The 21,015-nt window shown below is 58.7% G+C and carries 18 protein-coding genes; 7 read left to right on the forward strand and 11 right to left on the reverse strand.

The window, feature by feature from the left end:
* From M3089_RS13185 to cysK, 3 genes are all read right to left on the reverse strand, one after another.
* The coding region (locus M3089_RS13185; RefSeq protein WP_249084559.1) for a histidine kinase dimerization/phospho-acceptor domain-containing protein at positions 1 to 1,101 on the reverse strand (1,101 nt) is incomplete at its 3' end.
* Between the two features lie 43 nt (positions 1,102 to 1,144).
* Positions 1,145 to 1,837, reverse strand: coding sequence for a response regulator transcription factor (locus tag M3089_RS13190; protein WP_205108431.1), 693 nt, complete (start codon positions 1,835 to 1,837; stop codon positions 1,145 to 1,147).
* Between the two features lie 128 nt (positions 1,838 to 1,965).
* Positions 1,966 to 2,913, reverse strand: a complete 948-nt coding sequence (gene cysK, locus M3089_RS13195; RefSeq protein WP_205108386.1) for a cysteine synthase A — start codon at positions 2,911 to 2,913, stop codon at positions 1,966 to 1,968.
* A 106-nt stretch (positions 2,914 to 3,019) separates the two neighbouring features.
* On the opposite strand from cysK, the gene M3089_RS13200 reads away from it, so the two are divergent.
* The 3 genes from M3089_RS13200 (at position 3,020) to rsgA (ending at position 5,407) form a co-directional block, all read left to right on the forward strand.
* Positions 3,020 to 3,163: a hypothetical protein gene (locus M3089_RS13200; RefSeq protein ID WP_249084561.1), complete on the forward strand. Its 144-nt coding sequence runs from the start codon at positions 3,020 to 3,022 to the stop codon at positions 3,161 to 3,163.
* Positions 3,164 to 3,715: 552 nt separating this feature from the next.
* Positions 3,716 to 4,276, forward strand: coding sequence for a ribosome recycling factor (gene frr / locus M3089_RS13205; protein ID WP_205108380.1), 561 nt, complete (start codon positions 3,716 to 3,718; stop codon positions 4,274 to 4,276).
* 198 nt (positions 4,277 to 4,474) lie between these two features.
* Positions 4,475 to 5,407: a ribosome small subunit-dependent GTPase A gene (gene rsgA, locus M3089_RS13210; RefSeq protein WP_249084562.1), complete on the forward strand. Its 933-nt coding sequence runs from the start codon at positions 4,475 to 4,477 to the stop codon at positions 5,405 to 5,407.
* Between the two features lie 106 nt (positions 5,408 to 5,513).
* Here rsgA and M3089_RS13215 read toward each other — a convergent pair whose 3' ends face one another.
* From M3089_RS13215 to M3089_RS13225, 3 genes are all read right to left on the reverse strand, one after another.
* On the reverse strand, positions 5,514 to 5,711 hold the full coding sequence (locus M3089_RS13215; protein WP_205108376.1) for a hypothetical protein: 198 nt from the start codon (positions 5,709 to 5,711) through the stop codon (positions 5,514 to 5,516).
* 11 nt (positions 5,712 to 5,722) lie between these two features.
* Positions 5,723 to 6,685, reverse strand: coding sequence for an SPFH domain-containing protein (locus tag M3089_RS13220; RefSeq protein WP_249084564.1), 963 nt, complete (start codon positions 6,683 to 6,685; stop codon positions 5,723 to 5,725).
* 140 nt (positions 6,686 to 6,825) lie between these two features.
* A complete protein-coding gene (locus M3089_RS13225; RefSeq protein WP_249084567.1) occupies positions 6,826 to 8,196 on the reverse strand; it encodes an MATE family efflux transporter in 1,371 nt (456 codons plus the stop codon).
* Positions 8,197 to 9,032: 836 nt separating this feature from the next.
* Between M3089_RS13225 and mnmA the strand changes: the two genes are divergently transcribed.
* From mnmA to M3089_RS13240, 3 genes are all read left to right on the forward strand, one after another.
* Complete coding sequence (gene mnmA, locus M3089_RS13230; RefSeq protein ID WP_249084569.1) at positions 9,033 to 10,106, forward strand: tRNA 2-thiouridine(34) synthase MnmA; 1,074 nt, start codon at positions 9,033 to 9,035, stop codon at positions 10,104 to 10,106.
* A gap of 26 nt (positions 10,107 to 10,132) precedes the next feature.
* A complete protein-coding gene (locus tag M3089_RS13235; protein WP_249084571.1) occupies positions 10,133 to 12,409 on the forward strand; it encodes an alpha-L-rhamnosidase-related protein in 2,277 nt (758 codons plus the stop codon).
* Between the two features lie 149 nt (positions 12,410 to 12,558).
* Positions 12,559 to 12,876, forward strand: coding sequence for a heavy metal-binding domain-containing protein (locus tag M3089_RS13240; protein WP_205108370.1), 318 nt, complete (start codon positions 12,559 to 12,561; stop codon positions 12,874 to 12,876).
* Between the two features lie 153 nt (positions 12,877 to 13,029).
* On the opposite strand, the gene M3089_RS13245 is transcribed toward M3089_RS13240, so the two are convergent.
* Positions 13,030 to 14,457, reverse strand: a complete 1,428-nt coding sequence (locus M3089_RS13245; RefSeq protein WP_249084597.1) for a rhamnogalacturonidase — start codon at positions 14,455 to 14,457, stop codon at positions 13,030 to 13,032.
* Positions 14,458 to 14,480: 23 nt separating this feature from the next.
* Positions 14,481 to 15,143, reverse strand: coding sequence for a DUF4450 domain-containing protein (locus tag M3089_RS13250; RefSeq protein WP_249084573.1), 663 nt, complete (start codon positions 15,141 to 15,143; stop codon positions 14,481 to 14,483).
* 161 nt (positions 15,144 to 15,304) lie between these two features.
* On the opposite strand from M3089_RS13250, the gene M3089_RS13255 reads away from it, so the two are divergent.
* Positions 15,305 to 17,386, forward strand: a complete 2,082-nt coding sequence (locus M3089_RS13255) for a beta-galactosidase (protein WP_249084599.1) — start codon at positions 15,305 to 15,307, stop codon at positions 17,384 to 17,386.
* 48 nt (positions 17,387 to 17,434) lie between these two features.
* On the opposite strand, the gene M3089_RS13260 is transcribed toward M3089_RS13255, so the two are convergent.
* The 3 genes from M3089_RS13260 to M3089_RS13270 all read right to left on the reverse strand — a co-directional run bounded on the left by M3089_RS13260 (position 17,435) and on the right by M3089_RS13270 (position 21,004).
* The gene (locus tag M3089_RS13260) at positions 17,435 to 18,421 is read right to left on the reverse strand and encodes a protein kinase family protein (RefSeq protein WP_249084575.1); all 987 of its coding nucleotides are present in this window, start codon (positions 18,419 to 18,421) and stop codon (positions 17,435 to 17,437) included.
* A gap of 17 nt (positions 18,422 to 18,438) precedes the next feature.
* The gene (locus tag M3089_RS13265; protein ID WP_205108363.1) at positions 18,439 to 19,002 is read right to left on the reverse strand and encodes a hypothetical protein; all 564 of its coding nucleotides are present in this window, start codon (positions 19,000 to 19,002) and stop codon (positions 18,439 to 18,441) included.
* A gap of 91 nt (positions 19,003 to 19,093) precedes the next feature.
* On the reverse strand, positions 19,094 to 21,004 hold the full coding sequence (locus tag M3089_RS13270; protein ID WP_249084577.1) for a leucine-rich repeat protein: 1,911 nt from the start codon (positions 21,002 to 21,004) through the stop codon (positions 19,094 to 19,096).
* Positions 21,005 to 21,015 lie beyond the last annotated feature (11 nt).

A 21,015-nucleotide genomic window follows, 5' to 3' on the forward strand; every position in this document is an offset into this window, starting at 1 on the left:
GCTGTATATCATCGAAGGGTTGCCGTGCACCACCAGCGTGGCCGGCAGGCGGTTGTCGAATGCCATGCGTCGGTGTTCCATCTCAAGCGCCGTCTCTTTCATTATCTGTGTTACGGTCTTGGCGATGTCAACGTCTTCAAACGGCATGAGTTCGGGGGCATCGTCCAGTCTGTTCAGCGTCGAGATGTCGGTGAGCAGGCTTGCCAGCCTCTGGCTTTGCGCATAGCATCGGTCGAGGAACTGTTTCTTGGTGTCTTCGTTCATTTCCGGGTTGCCGATGATGGTCTCCAAGTATCCCTGTATGCTCGCCACGGGCGTCTTCAGCTCGTGGGCTATGTTCTGGGTGAGCTGCCTTTTCAGCACGTTTTGCTCCTCCTTGGTGTGCTGCAGGCGCTTGTATATCTTTATGATGTGCTCAGATATCTCTCCCAACTCGTCGGCCGGGAACTCGATAAGGTCTTCGGTGTCGAGGCTTTCGTTGTGGTCGGCTCTCCTGGCGAATATCCTCAGCTTGGTGATGTTGTCGTCGAGCCGGCTTATGAAGCGGTATAGCACGAAGGTGAGCAGCGCAACCATGATGACCGTAAACCATATATAGTGCATGTCTGCCTGCAGTGAGTCGGTCAGGTCGTTGTCGTATGGCAGCGCCGAGCGTATGATGTAGCCGTCTTCCTTGAAGTATGTTGCAGAGTAGAAGTAGTCGCCCTCCTTTATTGAACTTTTCCGGTTGATGTCGTAACCTGAGCCGTTTTTGATGGCGTCGCGCACTTCCGGCCGGTTGATGTGGTTTTCCATGTTGTTGTAGTCCTTCGTGCTGCTGTCGAAGAACACCCGCCCGCTGCGCGTCATCATGGTGACACGCAGCCCCGGCACGTCGTGCCTGCTGACGTATTGCTCCAGTTTCCGGTCGTCGAGCATGCCGGTGTTGTGCAGCGTCTCGTGCATCCGCACGTTGTAGTCTTGCAGCTTCAGGTTGAGCGTGTTTATCTTGTATTCGTTCTCGCGCACCTGATGGAAGGCTATGAACAGCACTGCAAAGATTGTGAAAAGCGACAGCACGCTCCAGAAGAGCCGCCTGCCTACGGTGAGGTTGTTCATCATTCGTTGTGGTTGTGGCGGCCGCCTGCATGCCGGCCTTGGCGCCTCAGGCGTCGAAGAAGTATCCGAAGCCGAGGCGGGTTATGATACATTTGGAGAAGCGGCCTATCTTTTTGCGCAGCCTTGTGATGTTTACGTCGACTGTGCGGTCGAGCACCAGCACGTCTTGCGGCCATATCCTGTTTATCAGTTCCTGCCTTGAGAACACGCGGCCTTTCTCTTCGAGCAGTGTCCTGAGCAGCTCAAACTCGGTCTTGGTGAACGGCACTTGCTCGCCGTCTATGCTCACCGTCTTGTTGTCGAGGTTGAGTTCCAGCCCCTGGTACTTCAATACCGAAGGCTGCGACTGGCCTTGGCTGTCGGCAGTGCGGCGCAGCACGGCCCTCACCCTGACCAGCACTTCGCGTATGGAGAACGGTTTTGAGATGTAGTCGTCGGCTCCGAGGTTGAATCCCGTCACCGTGTCGTTTTCTGTGTCGCGTGCTGTAAGGAATATAATAGGTATGTCTTTGGTAGATTCTTCAGACTTCAGTTTCCTGGCGAGAGCGAAGCCCGACATCTCGCCCATCATCACATCGAGCAACAACAGGTCGAAGGAAGTGAGGTCGAGAGTCAGCGCCTCTTCGGCCGAACCGGCTGTTTCCACTTCGTAGCCCTCGGTTTCGAGATTGAATTTAAGTATCTCACACAGGTCTTGTTCGTCGTCTACGACGAGTATCCGATGGTTCTTTTTTGCCATAGCCATATCAAAACTTTTTGCAAAAGTAGGCATTATTTTCTACAATGCCGCATAGAAATGGTTACATTTCGGTTACAATGGCGGCGCAGTGGGATAATTGCCGCTGCGCCGCCTTGGTCGATGTGTGATTAGAGAGGATATCCGTCGAAGTCGAATAGCACGGTCGACAGGTAGCGTTCGCCCGTGTCGGGCAGCAGCGTCACCACCTCCTTGCCTTCGTTCCCGGCCCGTTTTGCAGCCGTGACAGCCGCCCAAGCGGCCGCCCCCGACGATATTCCCACGAGCAGGCCCTCGGTGCGTGCCAGCAGCCGTGCCGTGCGTATGGCGTCATCGTTGTCTACCGTCATCACCTCGTCGGCGATGCTTGCGTCGTAAGTGTCGGGCACGAACCCGGCCCCGATGCCCTGTATCTTGTGCGGGCCGGGCTTGCCTCCGCTAAGCACGGGCGATGCCGACGGCTCTACGGCCACCACGCGCACGCTTGGCTTTAGCTCCTTCAGGCGCCGTCCGGTGCCGCTAAGCGTTCCGCCGGTGCCCACTCCGGCCACAAACACATCTACGGCACCATCGGTCTGTTGCCATATCTCCATGCCTGTGGTCTCATAGTGGCACTTAGGGTTGGCCGGGTTGGTGAACTGCCCGAGCGTCACTGCTCCGGGCGTGGCCTTGCGCAGCTCTTCGGCGCGGCGTATTGCACCGCCCATTCCTTCGGCTCCGGGGGTCAGCACCACCTCGGCCCCGTAGGCCCGTGCCAGCCGCTGACGCTCAACGCTCATGGTGTCGGGCATGGTAAGCACCAGGTGGTAGCCGCGGGTGGCGGCCACCAGGGCAAGGCCCACGCCGGTGTTTCCGCTTGTGGGCTCCACTATGGTTGCCCCGGGTGTGAGCAGTCCGCTCCTCTCGGCGTCGTCAATCATAGCCAGCGCTATGCGGTCTTTGACGCTTCCGCCGGGGTTGAAGAATTCCACTTTGGCTGATATGGGTTTGGCCAGCCCGCATGCGGCCGAGAATCTGCTTAGCCTTAGCAACGGGGTCTTGCCGATGAGTTCAGTCAGTTTGTTGGTTGTTTCTGTCATGTCTTTGTTTGTTTAGTTTGAGTTATATTATGTTTGGTGAATAAACCGGCGGCGATTCATCAATGGTGTTGGTTGCCGACTGCCGCCGTTCGTTCAATGCAAAGTTATGAAAAATATTCCGAACGGCAATGTAGGCCATGGCTTTTTCGTGACGGGCCTTGCCGGGTTGCATGCCCTGATGGCCGGCCTTGCTGTGCTGTTTGTCGCGTTATTTTGTCAGAAATGCGCCTTCCTGTTGGTGGCCGGATAGTTATGTTAAGTGTTTTAAATAGTTTTTATCTGTTCATTCCGGCCATGCTGAGTGGCCGAACGGCAGTTGCCGCAATGCCAAATGGGCCGTATTGCGATGCCGTTCGGCCCGTTTCGGCAAGCTGTAAAGGTGGTTTTGGGTGGCGTCTGTTGTGCAAAAGATGCCGTTTCGGGTGGTTTCCGGTGTCTTTTTCCGCGTGTTTGCCTCCGGTTTTCGCCTTCGGCCGCTGTTAAGTGGCTTTCTTGCAGGCGGTTGCAATATCTCGCCCGAGAATCGCGCATTTGCCGCCTTGTGGCATGACGGCTGCGCCGACGCGATTCTCGCGAGGCTTGTTGTAAAGATTGTTCGCAGCAAATCCGAGGCTGAAAAACAAGGGTCGTGGCTGCCGTGAGAAAGCCGTTGCCACTATGTGGGCTTGGCTCTGCCGGGCCATTCGCCGCGTCATGGCCCGGCATTTTGAGCGGGTTGAAATCAAAAAAAAAATTAATTGCTTGCCGGATTGGGCAAAAACGCCTAAATTTGTATCTCAGAACAAAATTTAACCCAATATTTATGATAGACGTAAAAGCAACATTGAGTTCTGCCGAAGAGAAGATGGAGATGGCTGCGATGTACCTTGAGGAGCAGCTGTCGCGCGTGCGCGCCGGCCGCGCCAACGTGGCAATACTCGACGGCATAAAGGTTGACTCCTACGGTTCGATGGTTCCTTTGAACCAAGTGGCCAATGTTTCCACCCCCGATGCGCGCACAATAGCCATCCGCCCGTGGGACAAGAAGCAGATAAAGGCCATCGAGAAGGCCATAATGGACTCTGAAGTGGGAATCACCCCCGAGAACAATGGCGAGGTAATACGCCTGGGCATACCGCAGCCCACGGAGGAACGCCGCCGGGAACTGGCCAAGCAGTGCAACAAAATGGGCGAGGGCACCAAGGTGCAGATACGCAACGTGCGTGCCGAGGTGAAGGACAAGTTGAAGAAAGCTATCAAGGACGGCCTTTCGGAGGACAACGAGAAGGATGCCGAGGCCGAGCTCCAGAAAATCCACGACAAGATGATCAAGCGCGTGGACGACCTGCTCGCCGCAAAGGACAAGGAGATAATGACAGTCTGAAAGAGTGTTATCAAGGTATATAAAGTAGGAAGGTGAAGTTGCATTTCTGCCGTACTGTGTGCGGCTTTGATGTGCTTTGCCTTTTCTTTTTGCCGTCGGCTCCTGCCGCTACGCCTGTTGCGGTTGGGCCGCAGGGCCGCCAGAGCCCCGCGGGCAGCCTTCAGCTTTATTGCCTTTTTACCTTTTTACCATTATAAGATGTTTGGTTTAGTAGTAAAGAACACCGGCAGCTGGTATACGGTGAAGACCGATGACGGCCGCCTTGTGAACAGCAAGATAAAGGGCAACTTCCGACTCAAGGGCATACGCAGCACCAATCCCGTGGCTGTGGGCGACCGTGTGGAGATTGCGGTCAACGCCGAGGGCACCGCGTTTATCACCGAGATAGCCGACCGCCGCAATTACATCATACGCAAGTCGTCCAATCTCTCGAAGCAAAGCCACATCATTGCGGCCAACGTCGACATGGCCCTGCTTGTCGTGACGGTGAATTACCCGCAGACGTCGACCACATTCATCGACCGCTTCCTGGCTTCGGCCGAGGCTTACCGCGTGCCCGTGGTGCTCGTGTTCAACAAGACCGACCTGCTCACTGCCGAGGAGTTGCATTACCAGGAGATGATGATCGGGCTGTACGAGAACATCGGCTATGAGTGCCGCGCCATATCCGCCGAGACCGGACAGGGCGTCGGAGAGCTCGCGCAGATGCTTGCCGGGCGCATATCGGTGCTCAGCGGCAACAGCGGGGTGGGCAAGTCGACGCTCATCAACCGCATACTGCCGGGCGTCAACCTGCGTACGGCCGAGATAAGCGATGCCCACAACCAAGGCATCCACACCACGACGTTCAGCGAGATGCTTGAGTTGCCGGGTGGGGGCTACCTCATCGACACCCCCGGGATAAAGGGCTTTGGCACGTTCGACATCGAGCCGGCCGAGCTCACGGGCTATTTCAAGGAGATATTCATGTTCTCAAAAGACTGCCGTTTCAGCAACTGCACCCACACCCACGAGCCCGGTTGCGCCGTGCTCCGGGCCGTAGAAGAGCATTATATAGCCCAGAGCAGGTACCAGTCATACCTGAGCATGCTTGAAGACAAGGACGAAAGCAAATACCGCGAGGCCTTCTGAGCCCCGCGGTATGCGTGTTGCGGCCGGTGGCCGCAGCCGGCTTCTGCAAGCCGTGGCGTGTTGCGGCCATGCCCATGTCTGCGCTCCGTCATGGCCATAAGCCCCGTCAGTTGTCTGCTTGAGGTTCTTTGTGCCCTTTCTTAGGCAGGCGGCCGGCTTTGCGCAGCGCTTCGGCGATAATCCATTGCAGCTGTCCGTTGACAGAGCGGAACTCGTCGGCAGCCCATGCTTCGATGGCTTTCATCGAGTCGCCGTCAATCCTTAGCACGAAGTTTTTTGTCTTGCTGTCTTTCTTTTCGGCCATTCCTATAGTCTTTAATGGTTCAGGGTGCCGGTGTTCATCACCGGCTGTGCCGGCTCGTCGGCACATAGCACCACCATGAGGTTGCTCACCATGGCAGCCTTCTTGTCGTCGTCGAGCTCGACAACCTGTTCGTCAGACAGTTTGTCGAGGGCCATCTTCACCATCGACACAGCCCCCTCCACAATCTTCTCGCGTGCCGATATGATGGCCTCGGCCTGCTGGCGGCGCAGCATCACGGCCGCAATCTCAGGCGCGTAGGCCAGGTAGTTGATGCGCGCTTCCACTATTTCAATGCCTGCCATGCTCAGTCTCTCGTTCAGTTTGTCTTCCAGTTGCTGGTTTATCTCGTCGCCTCCCTCGCGCAGCGTCAGCGCCTCAGTCTCGTTGCCGTTGTCGTCGTAGGCATAGAGACCGGCCACCTGGCGCAGGGCGGCGTCGCTCTGAATCTTGACAAAGTTCTCAAACGCCCTCATCACCCCGGCCACGGCAGCGGCCCCTATCGACGTGTTGCCGCCGGTCTGCGCCACGGTTTGCGCGTCGATCTCGAACATTGCCTTATACGTATCCTTCAGTTTCCACACCAGCATCAGCCCAATCATTATAGGGTTGCCGGCCTTGTCGTTGACCTTGATGGGCTCCGAGTCGAGGTTGCGGGCGCGCATCGACAGCCTTTTCTTGGTCAGGAAAGGGTTCACCCAGTAGTATCCCGTGTCGGTGAACGTGCCCTTGTACTTGCCGAAAAACATTATCACCATGGCCTCGTTAGGCTCAAGTTGCATGATGCCCTTGAAGTTGAAAAGGGCCGCGATGGTCAATATCACAGCCAGCGAGATGCATACCCCGTCGGGGTTGCCGTCGGTGTCGGTTGTCAACACGGCCATGGCAATGCAGCCGGCAATTACGAGCAAGTTGACCGTTAGCATCAGAAAGCCGTTTGCTATCAGTCCGCTGAATTTTCTTTCCTTGTTACTCATACGCTTTGTTTTTGGTGTTTTGATATTATATTGATATCACAAAGATAGCGAAATCCTGCCGTATTGCATAGCCATGTCGCCGAGTTTTAAGTATCTTTAACCCCGCAAGGGCCACCGGGCGTTGCCGTTTCCGCCGGTGGTCAGGCCCTGACAGGCGACCGCCTGTGCCTTGTGGCCATGAAGACGGCTATCGACAGGGTGGTCAGCATCTCCGACATGGCCAGCGAGAGCCATATACCTGCGTTGCCCATGATGCCCGGCAGGATGAGGAACGACGGCACGAGATAGACAAAGCCGCGCAGCAGCGCAAACGTCATGGCGGGCTTTACGCGCTCCACACTCTGGAAGTAGCCTATGCAAGTCAGGTTGACCACGTAGAACACAAAGGCCATGGCGAAGAGCGGCAGGCCGCCGACGGCAATGCGGGCGGCGTTGGTGTCGAGGCTGATGAACAGTCCGGTGAGCAGCTGCGGTGCCGCGGCAAACACGCCTGTCACCACCAATCCGCATGCCACGGCGGTCGCTATGGCCACCCGCAGCGTCTGCCTGACGCGCGTCCACAGCCCCATGCCGAAGTTATAGCTTATTATGGGCTGTGCCGACTGTGCCGTGGCGTTGCCCACCATGAATATGAAGGGGGTGTAATAGCACGCAATGCCGAAGGCCCCCACGCCGTCGTCGCCCAGATGGCGCATGAAAACAAAGTTGCCAACAAACGTAAGCACGGCCAGGGTGAGCTCGCCCACTAGGCCCGGCGAGCCAATGTGGCACTGGTAGCCCACGTTGCGCAGCGAGTACATCAGGCTGCGGCGGCTCAGCTTGGGGCTCAGCAGGCGCAGTGTGCGTGCGCCGAAGAGCAGGTAGCCCATGGCCATCAGTCCGCCCAGGGCCAGGCTTATGGCCGTGGCGAAGGCCGCCCCCATCACTCCCCATCCCAGCGGGAAGATGAAAATCACGTCGAGCACGGCGTTGGCCACGGCCGTGACGAGGCTGCACGACATGGCATATTTGGGCGAGCCGTCGAGCCTTATGATGAACAGCGCGATGGCTTCCCAGGCCTGGAACACCAGTGCCGGGGTGAACCATAGAAGGTAGTCGACAACCAGCGGCAGCAAGTGGGCCGACGAGCCAAGGGCCAGCGCCGTCTGCTCGGGCATCGACATGATGGCTGCCGTGGGCACCAGCGTGGCCACCGTGGCTATGGCCATGGCCTGGGTCACGTTGAGCCGTGCCGCCTTGACCTTGCCCCTCGACAGGTGTATCGACGCCACAACCGAGCAGCCGGCGCCTATCATGAGGCCGAGGCCGGTGGCTATGGTGAACACAGGCACGTAGATGTTGATGGCGGCAATGCCGTCGCTGCCCACGCCGTGGCCCACGCAGATGCCGTCGATGGCCGTCACTGCCGACATGCCGAGCATGCCGAGCAGCGTCGGTATGAAGTATTTCCAGAACAGTTTGAACACGTTGACCTTGCTGAGGTCGATAGAGTCTTTCTCAAGTCTTTCCATATAGCAGTTTGTTGTTTGTGTGCCGAGCCTAAAAAAGCCGGCTAAGCTGATTGGTTTTACCCAGTCATCTTATCCGGCTCTGATGCCCTCCGATGAGGATTACAAAACTCTTTGTCCCGTAATTGCGGTGCAAAGGTACGGCTATTATTCCGATATACCAAAATTATTTAGCCAAAATTGTAGGCCAGTGCCCAAGCGGCCACCTGCCGTCGCCGTGCCGCCAGGCCTTAGCCCTTGCCTTGGGCGCGGCTTGTTGCGGCCACGCAAGGCCACAGGCTGGGTGGCGGCAGGGGCTTGAAATGGCTTGCATAGTCATGGTATGAGGGCAGGCAACTGCATCCGGCGACCAGGAAAGCACATTTTGGCAAAGCCCTTCCAACCGTTTGCCACAGCCTTGCTGCACGCCCGGCGCGGCGTGGCGGGCGCGGGCCGGGCGTGGTAATTATTGTTTACACTATCCCCTTTGCAGCCCCATTGCGGCCGTATGGCAGTGCAAAACGTGCCGTCCTGCCTGCCAATACGGCCCATTCTGGAGTCTGAAACGGCCCGTTTCGCGCCGCTGCATCGGCCTGGCTGCAATGTGCTGCAAGCCAGGCTGTTGCGTGGCGTGGGCAGGGCGTTGCGATTGTTTTACAAAAACTGTTGCCGGGCGGTGCCGTCCGGATGGGCTGCAGGGCCGTTGCTGTTGCCCGGCCGCAGGCTTAAGGCGTGGCTGTGCGGGCCGCTGGCTTGCCCGGCGGGCACGGGGCCCACTCGTCGGGGCATATATATAAAATGGCGTTTTGTCACCGTTTTATTTTGCATTGTGTTTTGTTTGCACTATCTTTGCATACGGTATGGAGACAAATCTGACAGACAAGAGAATAGCCGTTTTGCTGTCCGGCGGAGTAGACAGCTCGGTCGTGGTTTACGAACTGGCCCGAATGGGGCTGCACCCCGACTGCTTCTACATCAAGATAGGGCCCGAGGAAGAGTCAGAGTGGGATTGTTCGTCGGAAGAAGACTTGGAGATGGCCACTGCCGTGGCGGCCCGTTACGGGTGCAGGCTCGAGGTGGTTGACTGCCACCGCGAATACTGGGACAAGGTGACGAGCTACACCATGGACAAGGTGCGCGCCGGGCTGACGCCCAACCCCGACGTGATGTGCAACCGGCTGATAAAGTTTGGCGCCTTCGACGAGAAGCGGGGCCACGACTACGACCTCATAGCCACGGGCCATTATGCCTGCACCGAAATCATCGACGGGCTGAAGTGGCTCACCACGAGCCCCGACCCGGTGAAAGACCAGACCGACTTCCTGGCCCAGATATACGACTGGCAGCTGCGCAAGGCGCTCTTCCCGATAGGGCACTACATGAAAGGCGAGGTGCGGCAGATAGCCGAGCGCGAGCATCTTGTGAACGCCCGGCGCAAGGATTCGCAGGGCATCTGCTTCCTGGGCAAGGTAAACTACAATGAATACATACGCCGGTATCTGGGCGAAAACCCCGGCGACGTGGTCGAGCTCGAGACGGGCAAGAAGATAGGGCGGCACCGCGGGCTGTGGTTCCACACCATAGGCCAGCGCCACGGACTGGGCTTCGGCGGCGGCCCGTGGTATGCGGTGAAGAAAGACGTGGCTGCCAACGTGCTCTACGTGAGCCACGGATTCGAGCCGCTGACGGCCTACAAGCGCGACTTCCCCGTGCGCGACTTCCACTTCCTCACCGTAGGCGAGCTGCCGCAAAGGGTGACGTTCAAGATTCGCCACACCCCCGAATACCACCCGGCAACGCTCGAACAGACCGCGCCGGGCTGCTTCACCGTCCACGCCGAGGAGCTTATCCAGGGCGTGGCGCCCGGCCAGTTCTGCGTGGTTTACGACGAAAGCCACCACCGCTGCTACGGCTCGGGCGAGATAACATGCTGACAACGACAGACAAAACAATGGAAAGGATGATAGTATCACGTTGGTTGGTGGCCGTGGCAATGGCACTGCCATCGTTGGCAACGGCCCAGAAGCCGGTGCATCTCATGACAGACCTCATTGAGCATACGGACAGAGTGTTTATAGGCGGGCGCCCGTCGACGCTTACCCTCGGCGAGGTGGGCTCGGCCATCGAGCCGTGGCAGGTGGCCGAGGTGCGCACGCCGCGACCGCGGCTCACGTGGGCTTACAGCTCGCCGGAGCCGGGGGCCTGTGTCGTGGCCTGCGAGGTGACCGTTGGCACAAGCCCCGACTTGGGCGGCCGACAGCCGGGGGTGGTATGGACGAGCGGCCGCAGGGCCGGGCGCGGGGCATGGGCCATGGACTACGGCGGGCCCGACCTGAAGCCTTCGACCACATATTACTGGCGGGTGCGCACGTGGGACAGCAACGGGCGCGAGGCCACGTCGGCAGTCAAGGCGTTTCGCACAGCCGCCTCGCTCGACGGGCAGCCGTCGCGATACCCGCTCACACTGACCGACGAAGAGCCGGCGGCGGTGCGCAGCATTACGCCCGGCATGCTGATGGCCGACTTCGCCGCCGATGCCTTCGGGCAGCTGTCGCTCACGGTCACGGCCAGGGCCGAAGGCGACACACTGACCATACACCTCGGCGAACAGCAGCTGGAAGGGCGCGTCAACCGCAAGCCCGAAGGGTCGCAACGCTATGCCAGGTATGTGCTGCCGCTGCTCAGGGGCACGCACACCTACCGCGTCAAGCTGCGCAAAGACCGGCGCAACACCACGCCAAGGCGCAACGAGAGCCGTGTCGACCCCATACTGATGCCGCCATACATAGGCGAGGTGTTCCCGTTCCGTTATTGCGAGGTCGAGGGAATAGGCGGCGACGTCGAGGTGAAGGCCCTGGTGCGCCATGTGGCCAGCTATCCCTTCGACGCCTTCGCGTCGAGCTTTGAGTCGTCAGACAGCGTGCTCAACCGCGTGTGGCAGCTATGCAAGCACACCGTCAGGGCCACGTCGTTCTGCGGAACATACGTCGACGGCGACAGGGAGCGCATACCCTACGAGGCCGACGCCATCATCAACCAGCTCAGCCACTATGCCGTCGACCGCGAATACTCCATCGCCCGCCACAGCGTGCGCCACCTTATATACAACCCTACGTGGCCCACGGAGTGGATATTGCAGTCGGTAATCATGGCCTGGAACGACTATATGTACACCGGCGACAGCCGTCTGCTGGCTTCGGCCTACACCGACCTGCAGGCAAAGACGCTGCTCGCGCTGCGCGAAGGCAACGGACTGATAAGCACGCGCACGGGCAAGGCCACACGCGAAGTGTATGAGTCGATACACTTCAAGGGCGAAAGGATTAAGGATATTGTGGACTGGCCGCAGACCGGGGCGGCCGGGGTGGAGAAGGAAGACGGCGGCGAGGCCGACGGGTTTGTGTTCACCGACTACAACGCTGTGGTCAACGCATACCATTACGAGGCCCTCGTGCTGATGGCGAAAATAGCCGGCGTGCTGGGCAAAGACAGCGACGCCCGCAGCTATGAGGCCGAGGCCGAAAGGGTGGCCGGGGCTTTCAGCGCCCTGCTCCGCGACAAGGCCGACGGGCTTTTCCGCGACGGCGTAGGCACAGACCACAAGTCGCTGCATTCAAACATGTTTGCGCTTGACTTCGGTTTGGTGGCCGACGGCGACCGCAAGGGCGTGGTCGACTTCATAAAGAGCCGCCGCATGGGCTGCAGCGTCTATGGCGCTCAGTTCCTGCTCGATGCGCTCTACGACGCGGGCGAGGCCGGCTACGCCCTGAGCCTGCTCACGTCGACAGCCCGCCGCAGCTGGTACAACATGCTGCGCATAGGGTCGACAATCACCACCGAGGCCTGGGACAATGTGTATAAGCCCAACCAAGACTGGAACCATCCGTGGGGAGCGGCTCCGGCCAACGTCATAGTGCGCAAGCTGATGGGCGTAGAGCCGTTGGAGCCGGGCTTCGGGCGTTTCCGCATAAAGCCGCAGCCGGCATCTCTGAAGAGTGCATCGCTCACCGTGCCGACCATACGCGGCGATGTGGCAGTGGCGTTTGAAAACGAGCCCGGCAGCAGTTTCAGTCTTCACGTAGGCGTTCCGGCCAATACCACGGCCGAGGTGTGGGTGCCAAGGCTGGGCAAACGGCCTACTGTTGACGGCAGGGCCGTGAGGGCAAGGCGTTCGGGAGAGTTCTGGGTGGTGGAGCTTTCGCCGGGCACCCACGACATCGGCGTAAGCGCCAACTGACCACGCGCCACTGCCTATTGTGCCGTTGCATGCCGCCATTGCTGGCTTGCCGTCGGCACTAACCGCGGCTGTGGTCAGCAGATGGCGCTGATTGGCGGTGGCTGTGGCGTTTTTCATGCTCATTCGTACATACTTAATTATTGGAAAATATGTTACTTACAACAACATCAGTCATTGAAGGCCAGCCTGTAAGGGAATACTTGGGGGTGGTCACGGGAGAGACAATCATTGGTGCAAACGTGTTCAAAGACTTTCTTGCGGGCATGCGCGACTTCTTCGGAGGGCGCTCCGGCAGCTACGAGAAGGTGTTGCGTGAAGCCAAGGACACGTCGTTGCGCGAGATGGAGGAGCGCGCCCGCAACATCGGGGCCAACGCCATCGTTGGCATAGACATAGACTATGAGACCATAGGCGAGGGCAACTCGATGATCATGGTGTCGTGCAGTGGCACGGCGGTAAGAATCTGACAGGCCTCTGCCTGTGCCTCGGGCAGTCTCTGCCTGGTGCATGGCCGTGGGCCGTGGCGTAGCCGGCTGTCTGTTGTGTGGCTGGCGTCGCCGCGGCCCATGTCTTTTCCGGCAGTAGTCAGAGTGGTTGCTTGCATCCCTGTCTGCCGGGGCTTATCTGGCGGGGTGGCTGTTGCCTGCCGCCACTGCGGGCTTGCCGTCTTCGCTAATCCCGCTGAATGTCAGTCCGTCGGCGTCGTCGGTGACGAACAGCGGGCGTGAGTCGGGTTTCTCGAAATGGAAACTTATGTTGTCAAACCTTATCCCTTCTGCATGTCGCACATAGAATCCCTTGGCCGGAACAGTGCCGAACATCCATGGTTCGGGGTAGGCTTTTTCCTGTTCCGGCACCGGGTTTGAGGCGTCTTCAGGCTTGAATCCCCCTTTGTAATGCAGCGAGATGTCGCTCAGGCTCACGTCTTCAATCTTGTGGCCCGGCACGCCGCTGATGATGGAAGAGTAGCGCGAGTCAACCCCAAAGGCATTGACGTGGCTTATGTGTATGCGTTTCATGCTTCCTACCGGGGTGCCTTCGGGGCTCCGCATCCGCGCCCCCAGCCTCAAGAATATGCCCGCGTTCACAATGTCGCGCATGGTTATGTTGCTTATCACCACGTCTTCTACATCACCGCCGTCAACGCTTTCGATGGCCAGGCCGCGGCAGTGCTCGAACAGGCAGTTGGTTATGGCAATGTTCTTGAAGCCACCGCTCGATTCTGTTCCAATCTTTATGCGCCCTGTCCGCCCTCCGTGGTCGGGCGCTTGGGGCTCGTCGAGCTGCCACGAGGCGTCTGTCATGGTGTACCGGTCGTACCCGCTTACGAAGCAGTCGGATATGGTCACGTTCTCAGTGTCCTTGAAGTAGCCCAGCGCAAACGATGCTTTCAGCACGATGGCATCGTCCCATGGCGAGTTGACGCTGCACGAGTTGATGCGCACATTCTTGCAGCAGTCAATGTCGAAGCCGTCGCGGTTGGTGTCTACTTTAACGTTGCTGATGGTCAGGTTGTCCACCCCAGTGGCCAGCAACGCAAAGTGTCCGCATTGAACCATGCCCAAGTCGCGGATCACAACGTTGCTGCACTCCTTCAGGGCGATGGCTTTGTTGCCTATGCCAGGGCGCCGGTCGCCTTCTCGGGTCAGCCCTTTGCCTATGATGTAGCCCGGCCCGCTGATGGTGATGTCGTTGAGCCCTATGCCCCATATCAATGAGTTCTGCCAGTGGCTGTGGCCGAAGTCTTGGTATTTGCTGTGCGGATTGGGCTCTGGCGGGTCGTATCCGGCAGAGTCGGTGGAAAACTCCGCAATGATGGCAGCACCCTGTTCGAGGTGCAGTTCAACGTGGCTTGCCATCCTGATTGAGTAGCATGCGTAGCGACCGGCGGGCACATAGACCGTGCCTCCGCCTTTCCCGGCGGCTGCCCTTATGGCTTTGTTTATGGCTTCAGAGTCGATGTGCACCCCGTCGCCGGTGGCGCCGAAGTCCCTGACGTTGTAAGTGTCGGCCAGCGATGGCGTCGTTGCCAGTGCGGCGATGGCCATTAAAATGATTGTTGCGAGCTTTTTCATCGTGCAGTGTTGTTTTTCCGGCCAAACAGTCTTGGCAGTTCCGAGTATGTGTAGCTTTCCTTTTGGCGTGGTCGCCCGATGCTTATGTATACCGGCTTGCCGCGTTCCATGGTCACAGAACCGCCCAGTACGGGTGCGTCGGTTTTCTTCCCGGAGTTGAATGTGGCCGTGGGGCTGTCCTGTTTCTTGCCGTCACACAGTCTCACGTCGGAGCCGGGGGGTACCAATGCCTTCGAGAATCGAAGGTGCATCACCTTTCCGTGGTATATGGCCACTTGGTTTCCTTCCACGCTGAACACGTTGTCGGCGCAGTGTTCAGGCTCGATGTGCGCGGCCGGGGCGGGGGCGTCGAACCCTCCAATCACCCAGATGAGGCGCGTGCTGTCGGGGAGCGAGAGGTTTGTAACCTCTATTGCAAGGCTCCGTTTGTCCTCCGTCTGTATGTGTCTTACGGCTATTTGTCCGTCAAAAGCATTGTCGCCGCCGGGGCACACCCATTGGTCTGTGCCGCCTCCGGCCACGCCTATCAGCACGCCACCGGCCCCCTCGGCCGGCGCAAAGGCCCTCGGTGTCTGCCCGTAGACGTGCATCGAGATGCTGAGCACTGCACAGGCTATGGCTATTGTCATTCCTTTCATGTTGTTGTTAAAGTTGTTCATTATGGCTGTCGTGATGCAAAAGTAATGGTTTTATGGCGTTTGCAGCATGCAATATTTGAGTTTTGTCATGAAAATAATGTTAACTTGACGGGGCATGACGCGCTTTTGCGGATTTTATTTTTAGCTTTGCATCGATGCAAAACCATTAACGACTGATTATGATGAATAAACGATTGATTGCCGGACTGTTGGGTTGTATGCTCTCGTTGGGCTCTGCCGAAGCCAAATCGCAGTGGTTCCAGGATAAAGACCTGACGCTGACCGGCGCCTACTATTACCCGGAGCACTGGGATGAGAGCCAGTGGGAGCGCGACCTCAAGCGCATGCACGAGCTGGGCTTTGAGTTTACTCACTTCGGCGAATTTGCCTGGGCGCAGATAGAACCGCGCGAGGGTGTCTACGACTTTGCATGGCTCGACCGTGCCGTGGCGCTCGCGGCGAAGTACGGAATGAAGGTTGTCATGTGCACATCGACCGCCACCCCGCCCGTGTGGCTGAGCCGCAAGTACCCCGAAATACTCGTTCGGGAAGAGGATGGCACCGTGCTCGACCATGGGGCGCGGCAACATGCCTCGTTTGCTTCGCCCGTATACCGCAGGCTTGCGGCCAGGATGATAGAGGCGTTGGCCAGCCACTATGGTGCAGACTCGCGCATAGTGGGGTGGCAACTCGACAATGAGCCCAACGTGCAGTATGATTATGGCGATGCCGCCGAGGCCGGCTTCCGCGACTATCTGCGCGGCAAGTACGGCGGAGACATAGCTGCCTTGAACAGGGCATGGGGCACTTCGTTTTGGAGCGAGGTGTATTCCTCATTCGAAGAGATAACGCTCCCGAAGACAAGGCAGCAGTTTATGAACCCTCACCAGATACTCGATTACAGGCGTTATGCCGCAAAGGTGACCAACGATTTTATGGATGAGCAGTGCCGTTTGATAAGAAAGCATGCGCGCAACCAGTGGATTACCACCAATTACATACCTGATTACGACCGTGGCATAATAGGTGGCAGCAAGGAACTTGACTTTGTGAGCTACACAAGGTATATGGTTTATGGCGACAACGAGGGCATAGGGCGCCGCGGATACCGCGTGGGCAACCCGTTGAGGATACCCATGGCAAACGACTATTTCAGGCCGCTGGGCGACACCTACGGCGTGATGGAGCTGCAACCCGGCCAGGTCAACTGGGGCGCGGTAAACCCGCAGCCGATGCCCGGGGCCGTACGCCTGTGGCTGTGGAGCGTGTTTGCGGGCGGTGCCGACTTCATTTGCACCTACCGTTACCGCCAGCCCTTGTTTGGAATGGAGCAGTATCACTATGGCATAGTGGGCACAGACGGTGTGACGCTTACCCCCGGAGGCCGTGAATATGAGCAATTCATGGGTGAGATAAGGATGCTGCGGAAGGAAGCCCGCCCCTTCGACAGCAAGCCTGACGAATATCTCAAGCGCACGACGGCAATAATGTGGAACCCAGAAAACTACTGGAGCATTGACCGCCAGAAGCAAAACCGGGCGTGGGATACGTTCCGCCACCTCGGCCATTACTACCGTTCGCTCAAGGCCTACGGCGCTCCGGTCGACTTCATTGGCGAAGACAAGGACCTCGGCAGCTACCCGGTGGTGATAGCCCCGGCCTATGAGCTTGTTGACAGCGTGCTCGTGGGGCGCTGGAAGGAATACGTTGAGAACGGCGGCAACCTGGTGCTGACCTGCCGCACGGGCAACAAAGACCGCAACGGAAGGTTTCCTGAGCTGCCTTTCGGTTCGATGATTGAGCCGCTGACGGGCAACAAGCTCGAGTTCTACGACCTGCTGTTGCCGGCAGAACCCGGCATAGTGGCCATGGACGGCGCCGACTACAGGTGGTGCACGTGGGGCGATGTGTTGTCGCCGGGGGCCGACAGCGAGGTCTGGGCTACTTATAAAGACGAGTTTTATGCGGGGAAACCGGCCGTGACTTTCAGGCGCCTGGGCAAGGGAACGGTCACTTACGTGGGCGTGGACACTGAAGACGGGCTGCTGGAGCGGCGTGTTCTCGACAAGCTCTACGCCCGCCTTGGCATAGGGGTGATGTCATTGCTTTACGGCATCACGCTCGAATACCGCAACGGGTTCGGCATAGTGTTAAACTACTCAGACAGCGTTTACCATTTCACGGTGCCCCGGGGGAGCCGCATACTGATAGGCAGCGAAGACCTGCCCACGGCTGGTGTGCTTGTGTTCAAGCTTGGGCAGTAGGGCAGGGGTGTCACTTTTCGGCGCCGGCAGTCATGTCGCCGGCGCCCGTCAGCGGGGCCATTGGCTGTAGTCGATGGCCCTGTTGCCGTCTCCGGCGGTGCCTTGCGCAGGCGCCTGTATGCTGTTGCCGCTTTCAGCGCCGTAGCGTACGGCCAGTTCTTTGGCTATGTATGCCGCCAGGGCCAGCGCTGTCAGGGCCATCACCACTAAGGCCACATGCTGCCATGGCCGTGGCTTCTGCTTGCCGAGCAGGCTTGACAGCTGCGTGGGGCGTTCGTCGGCGTTGTGCCGGGTGCAAGCGTTGGCCATGCGCATCAGCTGCTTGTCACCGGTGGCCTCGGCCATGTCGCGCATCACCATGCCCAGCGAGTAAGTGTCGGCGCGCTCGTCTGCCGTTGCTCCCGGCAAGAGAAGCTCGGGCGCTATGTAGCCCGACGTGCCGGCGGGCAGCTTGAGCACGTTGAACGAGTCGCTGTCGGCCAGCCCGAAATCAATCAGCTTTATGTTGCTGCCATGGTGGGTCACCATGATGTTGGCCGGCTTAAGGTCGCGGTGCACAATCTGTTTGCTGTGCATATAGTCGAGCGCCGAAGCCAGTTGGCGTATGGCCTTGTGGGCCATTTCGGCAGTGAGCGTGCCGTTGTTGATGAGCTGCTGCAGCGTGTCGCCGTCGATGTAGTCCATCACTATGGTCTGTCCCAGCCCCTCGATATACTCCATGTCGATGGTGCGGCAGATGTTCGGGTGGTCGAGCAGCAGCCCTATCTCAAACTCCTTGGCCAGCGCCTGGCGGTAGACCGGCGTGTACAGGTAGTCGGGCTTCAGGCACTTCAGCATGTAAACCTTGCCATAGCGTGTGGCGGTGAGCAGCCGCGTGTGGCCCGACGCCGACACATAGCGCTCGCGTATGTTGCTGAAGCTTTTGTCCATGCTGCCGGTGTTAGCCGCGGCCATCTCGTCGTTTATGTCCTCGGTATATCCCGACGAGGCGTCGGCGGCTTCGTGTTCAGTGTTTGTTGTCGGCCGTTGGTTCATGTCATGTAGCTGCTTTCCTATTTCATGTTGATGATGGTCAGTCCGCCGTTGCGCCCGGCCACGAATGGCGCCGTGCGTTTGCCATTGCGCTCTATGAACGGCAGGTAGAGCGGTTGCTGCTTGATGAAGCACCCGGTAGTGAACCTGTCGCCCTTCTGCATCTTGCTGTTTGCCGAGCTGACCACTTCGTATTGGCTCTCGCCGAGATAGCTCAGCGTGACAATGCGGTTGGGCGACCACCCTATTTCCACCGTGCACCCCTTCTGGATTTCGTTGCTTGCCAGTTGCTCGGCGGCAAAGAACGACGAGTTGTAGCGCGTGCTTGTCTTGAGCCACTGTATGAACTTTGCATAGTTCTTGTGGCCCAGGCACATCGACAGGTGGTCTAATGTCTCTATGCGGGGCTTGTGCTTGTCGCTTACGTAGCCCCAAAGGCGTTTGAGCGTTGATGGCGACACCCTTTCGTTGGTCTTCTTCTGTATGTACAAGGAGAACACCTCGAAGTCGGTTGTTGTACTCAGTGTCTTGCCGAAGTCTTGTTCGAGCAGGATTTTCAGTTCTTCTATTTCAGGAGTTGTCATAGTCGTTGTGTCTTGTTTTGCCTGGGGCCGCTTCATGACTGTTGGTTGGCGGCCGCCTTGGCTGTTGTCTGTTATGTTTTTATTCTGGTTGTTATTTCTCGGTGATGTGCTTGAATTTGCCCCAGTTCCTGTCGGCCTTGTAGAAGCCTGAGCGCCCCGCCGGCACGTGTAGCGTGCACGACTGCAGCAGTTCGGCGTATGATGTGGCAAACGCCTTGTCGTTGCACACTGGCGGGTATTGGGCGTCCAAGTAAATGTGCTGCAGCGGGCAGCCGTCGAAGGCATAGTCGGATATCAGTTCGGTCATGCTTCCCAGTCGCAGTATGCGCAGGCGGCTGCACTGCTGGAAGGTGGCCGTGGGTATGAGCCTCAGCTTGTCGGGCATGGTCACTTCTTCGACCATGCTGCCGAAAAATGCCGCCTGTCCGATTTCCTTGAGCCCGTCGGGCAGTGTGAAGCGGGTTATGGAGCATCCCTGGAAGGCATAGTCGCCTATCGACGTTACGGTGGCCGGCAGGGCGTAGTCGCCTGTCTTGCCCATCGGGAACCATACTATCTGACTGCCGTCGGCAGACAGCAGCACTCCGTTGTCGGCAGTGTAGGCACTGTTGTTCGGCGGCACACTGATGGCCGACAGCGCGGTGCATCCGTCAGACGGGGTGACGTCTGTCGTGGCCGACGGTATTTGCAGTTGCTTCAGTCCGGTGCATCCCTTCAGCGCATCCTTCTCGATGACAGTGGCATCGTCGGGCAGTTTCAGTTCAACCAGCCCGGTGCAGAGGGCGAAAAGCCCCTGGCCCACAACACCGTTGCGGGTGAAGTGAGAGTTGTCGTAGGCCCCTCCGCCTTCCACTATGTGCGCCTCGGCCATGTTGAGCCGTGCCAGTTGCCCCCGGGTGGGTTTGCCGTCGGCGCCTATGCCCAGCATTTTGCGCAGGCATTTCAGGTCGTCGCCGTTGAGCGGCCCCTTTATCGACAGGGTGGTAAATGAGTAAATGTCTTCGCCCAGGGTGTATTCAAGCGAGCCCGCTACGGTCAGCGTGACGGCGTTGCCGGTGGTTATCTCTAACTCCGGGCCTTGGCTTTCGCCCACGGTGTTGGCCGCGTAGGCCCTGATTTCATATTCGGTGTTCTGTTGCAGTCCGCTGATGTGCAGGGTGAATGTGGTGTCGGCGTTGATGTCGCCGTCGGCCTCGATGCGCCTTTGGCCTCCCGTTGCGGTGTTGGTCACGCAGAAGCCCGTGGCCGTGAGCGGTTCGCCGCCATTGTCGGTGACGCTGTAGCTGGCAATCATGCTTGTCGGCCCTTGGCTGTACAGCTTAGGTTGCGTCACTGACGGCTTGTTGTTTGGCAGGGTGACAAATGTCATGGTGTCGCTGTAGGTGTTGTTGTGGCCGTCGAAGGCTTTGAGGCAGTAGCTGTAGGCCGTGCCCGGCGTCAGGCTGTCGAGCCTTGTCGTCACGTTGTCGGCCCCCAGGGTCAAAGGCTGCCTTGCAGCCGCCATCTTGCCTCCCGTGCCAATGAGGAATTCCAGCTCGGGCAGGCTGCCGTTGTCGAGGGGTGATGCCTGGCCGTGCAGGGTGGCTTCGGTGCGCGTGATGTCGGTGGCCTCGCCCACGGCCGGCACGCTGCTGGGAACGGTGGTGAAGCTCATGGTGCTGCTTGTCAGCGTCACCCTGCCGTTGGTGGCTTGCAGCCTGTAGCGGTATGTCGTGCCGGGTGTCAGTCCGGTTATTCTCCGGCTGGCCTCGTTGCCGTCGAGAGTGATGTCGCTTATTATGCTGTCGGCACCGCCGCCAGTGGCCAGTGTGAAGTTCAGCCTGGGCATGGCGGTGTTGCCCCTCAGCCCCACCGCGCCGTGCAGCGTGGCTTCAGTGTGCATCACGCCGGTGGCTTCGCCCACGCTCAGGCTCGGTTCGAAGCTGCCCGGCATGTCGTCGGTGGTGCAAGCGCAAGCCGTGGCGGCAGCCATCATCAGCATGGTCATTGTCTTTTTGTCCATATTCGGTTGTT

The organism is Marseilla massiliensis, assembly GCF_023336985.1.
Classification (GTDB): domain Bacteria; phylum Bacteroidota; class Bacteroidia; order Bacteroidales; family Bacteroidaceae; genus Prevotella; species Prevotella intestinigallinarum.